This is a genomic window from Pseudarthrobacter adonitolis (genome assembly GCF_055412845.1).
Map to the genome: position 1 here is coordinate 46,000 of NZ_JBVAYW010000021.1, position 13,875 is coordinate 59,874.

The following is a 13,875-nucleotide window of genomic DNA, read 5'->3' on the forward strand; positions in this document are numbered from 1 at the left end:
CTAGTTAACGGTAGGGCTGTTCTGCCCACTGGGCGAGGTGCCTGGCGAGGGTTTGTTCCCTGCGTTCATGGGTGGGGACGGTGGTGCAGAATGGCCGCGCAGTACCGATGCGATGGCGACAAGGAGGGCGAGCCGACCTTTCGAGCTCTAGGTGGCATCCGGTGTCGGGCAGCATGCCAAGAGATAACTTTCGAGGGTTTTGAGGTGCTCCCTCAGTCCTTCCACGTTCGGGCGATACTCAACCACTTTTCCTTGCTTGGACGAGGTAAGCATGCCGGCGGTTCGTAGTGCGCTCAATTGCTCGGATGCGGTGGACGAGGCAATGCCGCAGGCTTTGGCCACTTGCCCGACCGTCAGCGTCTGTCCCTGGGCGAAAAGCATCAGAATCTGCTGCCTTGCCGGACTTGCCAACGCCTTGAGAAAGGTCGTCGTTATGTCGGGAAACTGGGCCTCGGTAGTCATGCAGTCAGAATAGCCTAATTTCGTCATGTCGCGATATTACGATATGTTGGCGGCATGAAAACACATGACGCTGTGGTGATTGGTGCGGGTCAATCGGGATTGGTCGCCGCGTACGCCTTCATGCAGCAGGGCATCCGCCCGCTGGTCCTGGACAAGGCACCAAGCGCCGGGGGCTCGTGGGCCAGCTACTACGACTCGCTTACCCTCTTTTCCCCGGCAGGTTTTTCCTCGCTGCCCGGTTTACCCTTCCCTGGCGACGAGGATCGATACCCCGGGCGAGACGAAGTGGTTTCGTATCTCACCAGGTATGCCGGCAGTCTGGACGCCGACTTTCTGTGGAACCAGCAAGTAACGGCCCTTACCCGAAACGAGAATTCCTTTGAAGTCACTACGTCAGCCGGTGTGACCCATCGTGTTCACCGGGTGGTCGCGGCCAGCGGCAACTTCGATTCGCCCTACACCCCGCAGATCCCCGGACTTCCGAATTTCCAGGGAAAGGTTTTGCATTCATCGGAGTACGTATCGCCGGAACCGTTTGCCGGGCAACGGGTCTTGGTGGTGGGTGGTGGGAACTCAGGGGTCCAGATAGCCGTCGAACTGGCGGAGACTGCGCGGGTGAGCCTCGTGACGCGCAGCCCCGTTCGCTGGCAGCGCCAGCGGATGCTCGGCAAGGATTTGCATTGGTGGCTGGCCAAGACCGGAATTGATCGGTCTCCGTGGGTCCCTCGGTCGGTTCCCGTGGTCGACGGCAACGGTTACCGTCGGCAACTTGCCGGCGGTAAGCCAGAGCAACGTCGTATGTTCCATCGGATCCACCCTCAAGGGGTGGAATGGGACGACGGCACCATTGAACCGATCGATGTCCTGATTTTTGCCACGGGCTTCCGACCCCATGTGAAAATACCTGGCCCAAAGTGGCGCCTTGGATCCGTCCGGGATGCCGCTACATACCCAAGGCGTCTCAACGGTGGTTCCCCGTCTGGGCTTTGTCGGACTTGAAGGACAACGCACTTTTGCCTCGGCAACGCTCCGGGGAGTTGGGCGCGATGCCAGCCATGTGGTCTCGGCCCTGTTGTAAGGGATGCACAGGCACTCCCTCCACGGCCTTTCTCGGTCATCCTGAAACCGAAACGGCATAGGGCCACTCGGGTTTCAAGGGCTGGCTGTTTGAACTGTTTGTGCCACACACCCACGACTCGTCCGATTCAATCGATGATGCCTTGGAGGCAAGCAAGGAAGGCATCCGGGCACTGAAAATCAGCATGGTCATCCTGCTGGCCACGACGGCGCTACAGGTCATCGTGGTGGCGATTGGCGGTTCCGTGGCCCTGCTGGCAGACACCATCCACAACTTCTCAGATGCGCTGACGGCCGTGCCCTTGTGGATAGCGTTTATCCTGGGCCGCCGGGCGGCCACTAAACGATACACCTACGGCTACGGGCGGGCCGAGGACCTGGCCGGACTGTTCATCGTCGTGGTCCTCGCCCTGTCCGCCGTCCTTGCCGCATGGCAGTCGATCGAGCGGCTGTTCAACCCGCAACCGCTCGAAAACCTCTGGTGGGTGCTCGCGGCAGGTATGATCGGATTCGCCGGCAACGAGATCGTGGCGGTGTACCGCATCCGGGTCGGACAAAAGATCGGGTCGGCCGCACTCGTAGCCGATGGCGTGCACGCACGCACCGACGGATTCACCTCCCTCGCCGTGGTGTTCGGCGCCGTGGGCGTGATGCTCGGCTTCCCGCTTGCCGACCCGATCATTGGCCTGCTGATTTCCGTGGCGATCATCGCCCTGCTGTGGGGCACGGTACGCAGCGTTGGCCGCCGGCTCATGGACGGCATCGAACCCGACCTCGTCGCCCGCGCGCAAACCACCCTCGAGGGCACGCCCGGCATTCTGTCCGTGCCACGGCTGCAGCTGCAATGGGTCGGCACCGACTCCAGGGCGCGGCAACCGTCATTGTTGCCGACAACACCCTGTCGGCGGTTGAAGAGACCGTCCGGGATGCCGAGCATCGGCTCGGGCATGCGCTCCCCAAACTCGACGACGTGACGCTCAAGGCCGTCACGACCCCAGCGGGCGAAAAACCGAGGCCGAACCGGCACTGTCCACCCATGGTCATCATCAATGAGAAGGCCTGGTTGATGGCGTTCCCGACGGTTGGCCAAAGCCTGGCGGCGAACATTCCCGGTCACGGCAGCTTCACCGTGACTGGGAATGCGGTGGCCATGATCGAGGTGTTCGGCGGGCTGCTGCACTGCTACCAGGGAGGCGGCGGCTGCCGCAAGCAGGGCCTGTACTTCTCGCGGACGGAACCTAGGAAACCCCTTCAGTGCCTGCTCGGCGGGCCTGGATGGCCCGGGCACAATTCCCACGAGCCGTGGAACCGACCGGCCTCTCGGTTTCGTGGAGGCAGAGCACCCTGGGTGCGCGCGAGCCTGGCCTGAGTCTTTGCCCTATCTCCTCAAACCCACGGATGCACGCAAGGCAACGAGCCGGCTGACGGCCTGGTCGAGTTGTGCGATGGGCAGCGTGTAGGGGATACGAAGGTGGCGTTGGAAAGCTCCGAGAGGGCTGAACCGAGGGCCCGCGCTTAGCTCAAGCCCGTAGGCGCTGGCGCGAGTGGCCATCAGAGCCGCAACGGGTTCCTCGAGCTGCACCCAGAGCGCCAAGCCGCCGCTGGGTCGCTCGATGGTGCTGACGTCGAGAGCAGATTCGAGCAGCGCGGCCCGGAGGTGGTCGCAGCGCTCGGTTCGCTGCCAAGAGGTCTGCTCGTCGACTGCGAGGCCGGCATCGAGCAGGTCCGCAACGGCCAGCTGATCGAGCACGGAGTTCCCCAAGTCTGAAACGGGACGTCGACGTGCCAAGCGGGTGATGAGCGGACGGGGCGCCCGCAGCCACCCGACCCGTAGCCCTCCCCACAGGCTCTTCGACGCGGATCCGACGGTGATGGCTCCAGGGTGGAACGAGGCCATGGGCGGGCTATCGGGCAAGCACTGGCCGTCGAGGCCGAGCGCGACCATGGACTCATCCACCACCAACAGGTTAGGCGTGTGCAGGGCCTCACGCGCCCAGATCGGCAGACTGGTTCCAGTGGGGTTGTGGAAGTCCGGCACAACGTAGACGAGGTCGGCTTGCTGCAGCAGAGGGCGCCATAGATCCAGGTCGTCGGGGCTCCTCACGGGTGGCGTCGCTGTCACCCGGGCGCCGAGCAGATGGAACAGTTCGAGAGCGTTGGGGTAGGTGGGATGTTCGACCAGGATGCGCGGGTGAGCGCTCAGCAGGGTCTGGGCCACCAAGGACAGGGCGTGCTGAGCGCCATGCGTTATGAGGATCTGGTCTGAAGCGGTGACCAGCCCTCGAGCAGTGAACCATCGAGCGACTGCCGCGCGCAGTTCAGGGATTCCAGTGCGGTCATAGCCGGTGTGGCCAAGGTGGGCCGGCAGGCGGTTGAGGGCGTGTGAGTAGGCGGCGTGGATGTGGCGTTCGGGAGCCAGAGGTGACGCCGTGGACAGGTCGATCACATCGGTGGCGGGCGTGTCGGGCTCGGGCCCCAGACGGCTCGGCGGAAGGCTCGCCAGTGTACGACGTCGTTCAGAGGTGGACAGAAACCCATTGTCGGCCAAATCTCGGTAGGCGGTGGTGACGGTGGTTCGGCTGACCCCGATCGCCTGCGCCAGGGATCGTTCGCTGGGCAGGCGGTCACCAAGGGCAATACGGCCGTCAAGGACGGCGAGTCGCAGAGCAGCCGCCAGCTTGTGGTGAGCTGGCCCATCGGCGGAGCGCCAGTCGGCGATCTTCCTTGCGACAGCGTGGGGGGACGTGTTCACGGGTCCAGCATCGTTCATCTGGCTATGGAATACCAGTCCAGCTGCCCAGAAGATGGGGCATGACCACTACGCCTTCGAAGGACTCTCCGACGCTTCTCAACCTCAACGCCGTCGAACAGCTGCGCGCCGGTCGAACGGCGCGCAGACTCATCCAACTGCTGGTCGGCCTGGTCGGCTATGGCGCGGCCGTCATGACATTGGTCCAGTCTGGGCTCGGAGCGGCGAGTTGGAATGTCCTGACCGAGGGCGTCGCCCGACAGACGGGAATGAGCTTTGGCTGGACGACCAATGCGATCGCCGTGGTCGTGTTGCTCGCGTGGATTCCCCTGCGGGAGATGCCAGGTCTTGGGACGCTGCTCAACGTGTGTCTCGTCGGGCTCGCTGCCGACTGGACTGCGCTGGTGCTGCCGGCGGCCGACACCCTGACGGCGCAAGTCGTCTACCTTGTGTCCGGGCTTGTGTTGTTGGCCTTCTTCGATGCGGTCTATCTGGGGGCGCAATTCGGGGCTGGACCCCGCGATGGGATCATGACCGGCCTCACACGGACGACTGGCCAGCCCGTCTGGCGCGTCAGAACCTGCATCGAAGTCATCGTCGCCACCACTGGCTGGCTGCTGGGCGGAACTTTGGGCATCGGCACTATCCTGGTCGCGCTCTGCATGGGCCCCCTGCTCGGCGTCTTCCTCCCGCGAACCATCGTCTCTCTCCATCCCCGCGCGCCAGAGTCGCGCCGTACGGGGTGAGTGAACCGTACCGGGTTTTAGGCCGTCTTCTTGCTGGTGGCCTCGTCGTCTGACAAGGCGTCTATTTGAGCATAGTAGTTCCGCTCGAATTCGTCGGGCGGGATCATGGCCAAGGTGCTGTGCAGCCGCTCTGTGTTGTACCAGTGGACCCAGTCCATGGTCGCCTTCTCCACATCCGCCAACTGCTTGAGCGGGCCTTTCAGGAAGGGGCTGCCTTTACGGACGCATTCGTTCTTGAACAGACCGATCGTGGATTCCGCGAGGGCGTTATCGTACGCATCGCCGACGCTGCCGACAGAAGCCGCCAGGCCTTCGAGCAGCAGTGCCTCTCCGAACCGGATCGAGGTGTACTGGGATCCGGCGTCACTGTGATGGACCATGCCCGCAGGGACCGGCGTTCCGGCCTGGTCCCGGCGCCAGAGCGCCATCTTCAAGGTGGTGAGCACCATATCCGTGTCCTTGATCGTGGCGCTGTGCCAGCCCACGATCGCCCGGGAGAAGACATCAATCGCGAAGGCCACATACGCAAAGCCGGACCACGTCCTGACATAGGTGAAGTCGGTGACCCACACGGCGTTCGGCCGGGCCGCGGTGAAGTCACTGTTCAGCAGATCCGGGGCACGCGGGGAGTCCTTCGGGGCTGCACCGGCTTTGGGTTTCCGGCCCCGGATCAGGCCGTTCATGGCTTCATCCCGCATGAGCCGGTCCACAGTGCATCTGGCCGACGTCATGGCCTTCACGGCGCAGCCAGGCGGTCATTTTCCGCCGTCCGTACAGGGATTCCGGTATCTTCGCCGTGTCCTTTAGCGCGTTGACGATAGCAGCGTCCGTGACAGTCCGGGCAGCGGGTGCTTTGGCTTTCCAGGACCGGTAGGTCCGCGGGGCGACCTGCACGCCCTGCTCACGCAGGACCTTGCAGGCCGGCTCGACCCCGTGGCCATCGGCACGCAGTTCGTCGATGAATCCGGCTATTTGCGGCGGCGAGGGTCGAGCTCCCTCGCGAAGAAAATCGAGGCTTTCTTCAGGATCTCGTTTGCCTCCCGCAGCTCACTGTTCTCCCTCTCCAGCTCCCTGATCCGGGTCTGCTCGGCACTGCTGACGCCGGGGCGTTCGTCCGCGTCGATCTGGGCCTGGAGAACCCACCGGCGCAGGGACTCCCTGCCGATGTTCAGCTTCGGTCCGATGGCGGAGCAGGCGGCAAAAACGGAGTCGTACTCACCGAGATGGTCCAGGACCATCCGCACGGCACGCTCACGCTGATCCTGGGGTATCGCGTGGGCATAATCGCTATCCTTCACAAAAAAGGAAGCGGCATCAAACCCGGTACGGTTCAGCATGCCGGTCATAATCGGTCCGCTTGAGTCCGACCAGGCGCAGTTGTCAGCTGCCAGTCATTGAGCGATGCCGATGACTAGACTGATGCAGGTGAGCCGGGAGGTCTGGTAGGCATGCTCTTTGTCGAACCTATGTTTAGGACGCCTTTATGAGTGAGAATTTGTCTGTTCCTCCGCGTTCCTCCGTTTTGGGACGGGGAAGCTACGGCGAAGTGCTGCGCATCGGTGAGATCCTGCGGAAGGAAACCGTTGGCGGCATCTTGTTGGTCGCAGCAGCGGTCATTGCCCTGATCTGGGCAAATTCCCCGGTTTCCGCTAGCTATTTCGCGTTGCGTGATTTCCGCATCGGGTACGAGCCGTGGCACCTGGAACTCAGCCTGGGCGCGTGGGCTGCCGACGGACTGTTGGCGATCTTCTTTTTCCTCGTGGGGCTGGAACTCAAGCGTGAGTTTGTGGCCGGAGACCTCCGCCAGTTCAGCAAATCCGTGGTGCCCATTGCAGCGGCTGTCGGTGGTGTGGCAGTTCCTGCGGCTATTTATGCACTGATCAATCTGACCAGTCCCGATACCCTGCGGGGCTGGGCTATCCCTACGGCAACGGACATCGCTTTTGCCCTGGCTGTGTTGGCGATCATCGGTTCGCACCTGCCCAGCGCACTGCGGATCTTCCTGCTGACTTTGGCCGTGGTCGATGACCTTCTGGCCATCAGCATTATCGCGGTGTTCTATTCCAGCGACATCCAAGCCGGGCCGCTGCTCCTGGCCCTCATTCCGCTGGCGGTATATACCTTCCTGGCCCAAAAGTACCGCCGGTTCTTCGGCACCAGACCCGCTGCGGCGTGGGTGATCCTTCTTCCGCTGGGCGTGATCACCTGGGTGTTGGTGCATGCCTCCGGTATCCATGCCACCGTCGCCGGTGTGCTGCTGGGTTTCGCCATCCCTGTGATCCGGTCGCAGGCCAGCGGCGGCCCCTCTGCGGGTCCTGGCCTCTCCGAGATCTTCGAACACCGGTTCCGGCCGATTTCCGCCGGGATCGCGGTCCCCGTCTTTGCTTTCTTCTCCGCCGGTGTCGCCGTGGGCGGCTGGGACGGCCTGATCTCGGCAGTGACTGACCCTGTAGCCATCGGCATCATCGTGGCGTTGGTGCTGGGCAAACCGGTCGGGATCATGGGCACCACCTGGCTCCTCACCAAGGCAACGAGAGCGTCCCTGGACCGGTCCTTGAAATGGATCGATGTATTCGGGGTGTCCCTTTTGGCCGGGATCGGCTTCACAGTTTCGCTCCTCGTGGCCGAGCTGAGCTTCGGACAAGGCAGCGCCCACGATGACCACGCCAAGGTGGGGATCCTCGCCGCCTCGCTGCTGGCGGCACTTTTTGCTGCGGTAGTTTTGGGCGCCCGGAATCGTCAGTACCGTGCTGTGGAAGCGGAAGAGGCCATCGACACTGACCGGGACGGCATCCCGGACGTTTACGAAGAGGACCGCCGCCCGTGACCTTCGGTCCGCACATTTGCAGGGTCCCCTACCGGAACGCATCTCCACGGACGACTCGCCCTGAGAAATAGCTGCTGCTATGTTTGGATGCTCTAAGGCCCGTAGTGACGCTTAGTCCTTCTTTCTCAGGAAGAATGCGCCCAGGGTACCGGCGAGGGTTGCGAAGACTGCCACCGAGTAGATGGCCAGAAGGACCTGGATGATGCGGGAAAAGATGCTGGAACCCGTGATTCCGGTGCCCGTGATGGCGGCCATGGCTGACTCGAAGAGGGATTCGGCGTAAGAGGCGTGTTCGCCTGTTGCATAGAGGAGCTGACTTGATGCCAGGATGACCACCGCTGTGACGGCGGTTAACCATCCAATCCTGCTGGTCAAAAGCTTTCCGGCCGAGCGGGAGCCGCGAACCCCTGCTGAGAGGATCGAGCCATAGCGGGCCAGCCTGGCGATGCGGACGAGCCTGAGCGCCTGCAGAGCACGGAAGAACCTCAGGGAACGGTACGAGGAGGAAGACCACCTGCCACCAGCTCCTCCTCCAGAAGTCTTTGCTGAAGCCTGCGACGTAGGCGCGTAGCAGGAATTCAGCCACGAACACTGCCCAGAACAGCCATCCCACGACGGCGAGAACTCCCGCCATGACCGGCTCTGTTGCAATGAGCTGGCCAAGGACCACAAAAAGGAAAATGACGCCGAGGATCCCCATGGGCTTATCCAGACGGCGGGCCAATACTTCAGCTGTGCGTAGCCGGTCGCTTCCGGCGGTGCCACCGCCGGGCGCGGGGCCTCGTCCAGAGCCGGTCATGGGCCCTCTGACATGGGCGCGCCCTGGACGCCTTTGAGGGCTGAGCTGTTGCCGAGTTTGCTCTCCGGGATCACTCTGATGATCCCTGCTCCGGGCACGTGCGCGGACGCCCATGCGACGACGAACTGCAGCGCAGCCAGCAGCACCAGCGCCGTCAGTCCTTCAAGAAAGGCGACGTCGGAACTGAGCAGGATCGTTGCCAGGGTTGAGCCGAAGGCGACTGTGACGATGAAGTCGAATGCGTTCAGCTGCCCCAGGGTCCTTTTGCCGGAGACCCGGAGGAGCACCACCAAGGCTGCATACGAAACCGAGCCGATAATCAGGACGCGCAGGATCTCCGCCCAGGAGTCAACCACATACGATTCCTGCCTTGTCTCCAGCAGTACTTGGGCTTTCATCAGCATGGCGCTCCTTCGAGCTTGGAGTTTTTGGGCTGCTACCACGGACAGAGGAACTACTTGACAGTACGCTTAGTATTTCCAGTTCAGCCAGCTTCGAGCCGACGGACGGGGTAGGGCGAACTGCGAAAACTCCTGTCGGCCACTGGTCCTTTTACGAGAGCAGAAACAATGACTGAAGCACCTGTAATGCCAGCGGATGTCTGCGGATGACTGGGCGTGGTGCGCAGTGGATGGACTCTTTGCGGACACAGCTGTGGCCTCTTCCGGTATTAGCGGTTGTCCTGGCGCTGGTCCTGGGGACAGCGTTGCCCGCGTTGGATGCTGCAGTTGACGGAGAGTTGCCCGAAAGCGTTACTGTTTTTCTCTTCAGCGGAGGACCGGAGGCGGCCAGGTCTGTCCTGCAGGCGATCTCGGGATCCCTCATCACGGTGACGTCCCTGACCTTTTCGCTTACCGTGGTCACGCTGCAGCTGGCCAGCAGCCAGTTCTCCCCGCGACTGCTTCGGACTTTCACCTCCGACCCATTTGTCCACGGTACGCTGGCCCTCTTTCTAGCTGCCTTCGCCTTCGCGTTGACCGTCCTTCGAAGCGTTCGTGGTGAAAGCAACGGAACAAGCCCGTTCGTACCTGAAATTTCCGTCACCGTCGCGTTCGTGCTCGCGATAGCCAGTGTCATCGGGCTGGTGCTCTTCCTGGCGCACCTTACGCGGGAGATCCGGGTGGAAACCATGATGCGCAGGGTCAATGTCGAAACCCAGGAAACCATCGACCGCGTTTTCCCGGAAGACCGCCCTACACCGGGGCAGAATCCAGTCCCGGTGTCCGAAACGTACCTCATCAACTCCACCAGCTCCGGGTTCCTGACCTCCTTCGCCAAGGGAGCACTGATGCGGGCGGCGGAAGATGCGGGGGCAGTGATACGGATTGACCGGGAGCCGGGCAGCTCCCTGGTGAAAGGCGTTCCCTTCGCCACCGCCTGGCCCGCCAAGCCGGGATCAAGGTTTGCACCCGAAGTCCTGGAAAAGCTGACCGAAGATGCTAACGCTGCTGTGGCCACCGGCTTTGAACGCACCCACGTCCAGGACGTCGGGTTCGGGTTCCGCCAGTTGGTGGATGTGGCCGCACGTGCGCTCTCTCCCGGCATCAACGACCCCACCACGGCGGTGCACATTATCGGGCACCTCTCTGTTCTCCTGTGCAGGCTGGCACAGAGGGATCCCGGTCAGCAGCATCTCACTGACGAGGACGGTCGGGTGAGGGTGGTGGTTTCGCTTCCTGAGCTAAAGGACCTTCTCGAAATGGCGATGAACCAGCCCCGGCAATACGGAGCGGCAGATTCGGCTGTAGCAGCGCGCCTCCTGGAGCTGCTTCACGAGCTCACCTGGTGCGACCAAAGGGGCCGATACCGCACTGAGGTCCTGGACCACCTGGGCCGGATGCGCAACGCCATCGGTGCCGCCGACTATTCGCCCGCTGAGCGAAAAAGCCTCCTGGACCAAGCAGATTCCCTAGTCCTTCTGCACGCAAAGAATCTAGCACCCAGGAGCAATGAAAACGGATGAGATACCCGGCCCAGGATAGAAGGGCCGGCGCCCCGGCGCGGGCCTCCGGACCTGCAGCAACTGCGGAGCTCGCCGAGACCGCGCCAGATGCTTCTGCCTCTTAAACCAAAAGCTTTTCAAGACACCCCTGTGACATCTCGTATGGCTAACGTGCGATATATCTACCCACGCGTTGACGCCAAGAACCGGCTCAATGTCTGCACTCTTGGCACCGCCGCCATGCCGGAGAACCGGTCGCCAACCAGGCATACGGTCTCATCGTGGTCGTAGTCGACGGGCGGGTGGAGATCTGTGTGGAGTGGGTACGAGGTTTCAATAGTGGTCGTTATCGTAGTCATCCTTTCAAAACAGAACGAAGGGTGGGTGAAGTGCTGTGCGTTGTTATGCGTCGACGTTCTTCTCGTTCATTTCCGGGGTCTCATGATCAGAGGGCTGGTTGTCCGTGTTTGTGCCGAACATGGTCACCACCACCAGGCCGATGCCGACTAGGGCAGCACCGAGCCAGGTGACGGCGGCGATGCCGGCCGATTCGACCGCAAAGCTTCCGGTGAGGGCTCCCAGTGCGATCGAGGCGTTGAAGACCGCGACGTACAACGAGGAAGCGGCGTCGGTGGCATGCGGTGCCGAGCTCAGCACCCAGGCCTGAAGGCAGACCGGCAGGGCGGCGTAGGACAGTCCCCAACTCACGAACAACACGATGGCCAACGCCGTGGATTGGCCGCCGAGGGACATGACTAGCAATGACGCGGCGAGCAGGCCAACTGCCCCGAGCAGTGACCACCGCAGGCTGCGCGCTACCGCACCGGCCGCGAGGAAGTTACCCGCGATACCTGCGGCACCGAACACCAGCAGCAGCACGCTGACCATGCCTGGTGGAATGCCCACAACCGCCTCTAAATAAGGCGTCAGGTAGGTGTAGGCGAGGTAGTGGCCCATCATCGTCAGGCCCGCAACAAATATCGCGATTCGGAACGGCCCGTTGCGTAGCAGCCTCGGAATTGCGGACAGACCGCCGCTGTTGCGGGGTGGCAACGAGGGCAGGAGCGCGAGCACGGCGACCAATGCGATTACACCCAGTCCGGCTATCACAAGAAAAGCGACGCGCCAATCAGTCGCCTGTCCGATGGCAGTACCCAGCGGCACCCCGATGACGGAGGCGACAGAGATCCCGCCGAGCACTACTGCGATCGCGCGGACGGCGTGCCGGGGTTCGACCAGTCGCGTCCCCACGGCGGGGGTCGTAGCCCAGAACACACCGTGCGCGAACGCAATTAGCATCCGGGCCAGCATCAGTACCACGTAATTTGGTGCGATCGCCGAGATCAGGTTGCCGACGATCAGCACACCCAGCAGTCCGGACAACAGCCAACGGCGGTCCAGCCGCCCTAACAGGGAGGTCAGTGGTACGGCGGTGACGGCGGCGATGCCCCCGTAGAGCGAGACGAGTAGGCCGGCAACACCGATCGAGACACCCATCCCGGACCCGATCGACGGCAGCAGGCCGACCGGCAGGAGTTCAGTCGTGACGAACAAGAAGGTTCCCAGGGCCAGAACCCACACTGCGGGCCACGACCGCGCGCCATCGGTCGCGGCGGCCGTGACTTCGCCGCGGTCGGCCTCGGCGCGGGGCATCATTTGGGGTGTTGTACTCACGCGGACCTTCGTTCGGAGTTGATTTCGGTGCTGGTGTCGTTGCCGGCAGCTGGGTCGGGGGCAAGCAGCCCTTTGGCCAGGTAGAGCGCGTTCAGCGTTCGGGGAATGCCGGCGTACGGGGTGAGGTGGGTGAGTACGGCAATGATCTCCGTGCGGGTGGCGCCAGCCCGCAGTGTGGCGGGGATGTGCGCTTCTAACTGGGCCTCGCAACCGCCTATCGCGGCGAGCACCGCGACCGTCACTAATTGCCGGGTGCGTAGGTCCAGTTCGGGGCGGGCGATGATCTCGCCGAAGGCGTATTCGACGATCGTGTGGCCGAATCGCTCGTCCACCGGCGCCACCGAGGCGACCACCGCTTCGGGGTCGAGGCCGATGCTGCGCATGACGTCGCCGCCGAGGCGTTCGCGTTCGCTTGGTTGTTGCCATTCGGAAGAGGTCATGATGATGTGCCTTTCTGGATCGGGCGGGTGTCTGGCAAGGTCGCGGCCGGGTATCTTGCGCCCTTCACGTTGTCCGCGAGGAAGGCGGAGTCCAGCGCCTCGAGTTGCGCGAGGGACAGTTTGACGGCGTCGGCGGCGATGTTCTGGGCCAGGTATTCTTCCCTCTTAGTTCCGGGAATGGGGATCACGTCCGCGCCCTGGGCGAGGACCCAGGCCAAGGCGATCTGCCCCCGAGTAGCATCATGCCGCTCGGCCACAGCACTCACCGCGTCCAGCAGTGCCAGATTGGCTTCGAGATTGCCGTGCGCGAACCGGGGCATGATCCGCCGGATGTCGTCGTCGTCCAGCCTGTCCAGCGCGGCGATCTCGCCGGTGAGCAGACCACGGCCCAGCGGGGAATAGGCGACGACGGCGGTACCAAGTTCGCGCGCCGCGTCGAGTACGCCGTCGGTGATCACGTCCCTGGTCCACAGCGATAACTCGCTCTGCAGCGCCGTGATTGGATGGACGGCATTGGATCGGCGCAGGATCTGCACATTGACCTCGGACAGCCCGATATAGCGCACTTTTCCGGCCTGAACCAACTCTGCCATGGCGCCGATTGTTTCTTCGATCGGGGTGCGGCCATCTAACCGGTGCAGGTAGTAGAGATCGATGGTCTCGATCCCGAGGCGCCGCAGCGAGGCATCACAGGCCGCGCGTGCGTAGTCGCCGCTGGCGTCATTCCATCGGCTGCGGCCCTCGCGGCGGATGCCGAACTTGGTGGCGACAAAAGCACGATCCCGGTGGGGGCCCAGGGCGCGGCCAATAAGTTCCTCGTTGTGACCGTCGCCGTACATGTCAGCCGTGTCCAGCAGGCTCACGCCGGCGTCCAGTGCTGCGTGGATGACTTTGGTGGACTGGGCGTCGTCGGTGTGTCCGTAGAACTCACTCATGCCCATGCAACCTAGGCCGATGGCACCCACCGGGTCGCCAAGTAGGCGCTGGCTCATCGTGTGCGCATCTATGGCGACATTTTTCATTCTCACTCCCGGGAATCGTTGTGGTTGGTCGGTTATCTCAACCCTTGCAGGACTTCGAGGGAACAAACAGGCCGCGGGTCACCGCGGGAGCGCTGCACCTGGGTGCGATACACCCATGATGAATTGCTGCCCGGAGG

At 62.9% G+C, this 13,875-nt stretch carries 13 protein-coding genes, 1 pseudogene and 1 other annotated feature; of the genes and pseudogenes, 6 read left to right on the forward strand and 8 right to left on the reverse strand.

Features of this window, described 5'->3' with window-relative positions; translation table 11 throughout:
- Positions 1–147: 147 nt before the first annotated feature.
- On the reverse strand, positions 148–462 hold the full coding sequence (locus ACZYZ4_RS16520) for an ArsR/SmtB family transcription factor (RefSeq protein WP_463862603.1): 315 nt from the start codon (positions 460–462) through the stop codon (positions 148–150).
- Between the two features lie 54 nt (positions 463–516).
- Here ACZYZ4_RS16520 and ACZYZ4_RS16525 point away from each other — a divergent pair, with 54 nt between their 5' ends.
- The 3 genes from ACZYZ4_RS16525 (at position 517) to ACZYZ4_RS16535 (ending at position 2,908) form a co-directional block, all read left to right on the forward strand.
- Positions 517–1,461 (forward strand): flavin-containing monooxygenase, encoded by a 945-nt coding sequence (locus ACZYZ4_RS16525; protein ID WP_463862605.1) that lies wholly within the window; start codon positions 517–519, stop codon positions 1,459–1,461.
- A 179-nt stretch (positions 1,462–1,640) separates the two neighbouring features.
- Positions 1,641–2,513 carry a cation diffusion facilitator family transporter gene (locus ACZYZ4_RS16530; RefSeq protein WP_463862607.1) on the forward strand — a complete coding sequence of 291 codons (873 nt, stop codon included), beginning with the start codon at positions 1,641–1,643 and terminating at the stop codon, positions 2,511–2,513.
- 62 nt (positions 2,514–2,575) lie between these two features.
- Positions 2,576–2,908, forward strand: coding sequence for a hypothetical protein (locus ACZYZ4_RS16535; RefSeq protein WP_463862609.1), 333 nt, complete (start codon positions 2,576–2,578; stop codon positions 2,906–2,908).
- 9 nt (positions 2,909–2,917) lie between these two features.
- On the opposite strand, the gene ACZYZ4_RS16540 is transcribed toward ACZYZ4_RS16535, so the two are convergent.
- The gene (locus ACZYZ4_RS16540; RefSeq protein ID WP_463862611.1) at positions 2,918–4,291 is read right to left on the reverse strand and encodes an aminotransferase-like domain-containing protein; all 1,374 of its coding nucleotides are present in this window, start codon (positions 4,289–4,291) and stop codon (positions 2,918–2,920) included.
- Between the two features lie 59 nt (positions 4,292–4,350).
- Here ACZYZ4_RS16540 and yczE point away from each other — a divergent pair, with 59 nt between their 5' ends.
- Positions 4,351–5,034: a membrane protein YczE gene (yczE, locus tag ACZYZ4_RS16545; RefSeq protein WP_463862612.1), complete on the forward strand. Its 684-nt coding sequence runs from the start codon at positions 4,351–4,353 to the stop codon at positions 5,032–5,034.
- A gap of 17 nt (positions 5,035–5,051) precedes the next feature.
- Here yczE and ACZYZ4_RS16550 read toward each other — a convergent pair.
- A pseudogene (locus ACZYZ4_RS16550) lies at positions 5,052–6,272 on the reverse strand (IS3 family transposase).
- Positions 5,914–6,048, reverse strand: a sequence feature (AL1L pseudoknot). (Overlaps the previous pseudogene by 135 nt.)
- A gap of 245 nt (positions 6,273–6,517) precedes the next feature.
- Here ACZYZ4_RS16550 and nhaA point away from each other — a divergent pair.
- Positions 6,518–7,861, forward strand: a complete 1,344-nt coding sequence (gene nhaA, locus ACZYZ4_RS16555) for a Na+/H+ antiporter NhaA (protein ID WP_463862614.1) — start codon at positions 6,518–6,520, stop codon at positions 7,859–7,861.
- Positions 7,862–7,972: 111 nt separating this feature from the next.
- Here nhaA and ACZYZ4_RS16560 read toward each other — a convergent pair whose 3' ends face one another.
- Positions 7,973–8,236, reverse strand: coding sequence for a hypothetical protein (locus ACZYZ4_RS16560; protein WP_463862616.1), 264 nt, complete (start codon positions 8,234–8,236; stop codon positions 7,973–7,975).
- 420 nt (positions 8,237–8,656) lie between these two features.
- Positions 8,657–9,058, reverse strand: a complete 402-nt coding sequence (locus tag ACZYZ4_RS16565) for a DUF421 domain-containing protein (RefSeq protein ID WP_463862617.1) — start codon at positions 9,056–9,058, stop codon at positions 8,657–8,659.
- 233 nt (positions 9,059–9,291) lie between these two features.
- Here ACZYZ4_RS16565 and ACZYZ4_RS16570 point away from each other — a divergent pair, with 233 nt between their 5' ends.
- Entirely contained in the window at positions 9,292–10,623 is a 1,332-nt protein-coding gene (locus tag ACZYZ4_RS16570; protein ID WP_463862619.1) for a DUF2254 domain-containing protein, read from the forward strand.
- Between the two features lie 381 nt (positions 10,624–11,004).
- Here ACZYZ4_RS16570 and ACZYZ4_RS16575 read toward each other — a convergent pair whose 3' ends face one another.
- The 3 genes from ACZYZ4_RS16575 to ACZYZ4_RS16585 are packed head-to-tail and all read right to left on the reverse strand — an operon-like array spanning position 11,005 to position 13,738.
- Positions 11,005–12,276: an MFS transporter gene (locus ACZYZ4_RS16575; protein ID WP_463862621.1), complete on the reverse strand. Its 1,272-nt coding sequence runs from the start codon at positions 12,274–12,276 to the stop codon at positions 11,005–11,007.
- Positions 12,273–12,716: a carboxymuconolactone decarboxylase family protein gene (locus ACZYZ4_RS16580; RefSeq protein ID WP_463861543.1), complete on the reverse strand. Its 444-nt coding sequence runs from the start codon at positions 12,714–12,716 to the stop codon at positions 12,273–12,275. The genes ACZYZ4_RS16575 and ACZYZ4_RS16580 overlap by 4 nt, the downstream gene beginning before the upstream one ends.
- Positions 12,713–13,738 carry an aldo/keto reductase gene (locus tag ACZYZ4_RS16585; protein ID WP_463862622.1) on the reverse strand — a complete coding sequence of 342 codons (1,026 nt, stop codon included), beginning with the start codon at positions 13,736–13,738 and terminating at the stop codon, positions 12,713–12,715. The genes ACZYZ4_RS16580 and ACZYZ4_RS16585 overlap by 4 nt, the downstream gene beginning before the upstream one ends.
- Positions 13,739–13,875 lie beyond the last annotated feature (137 nt).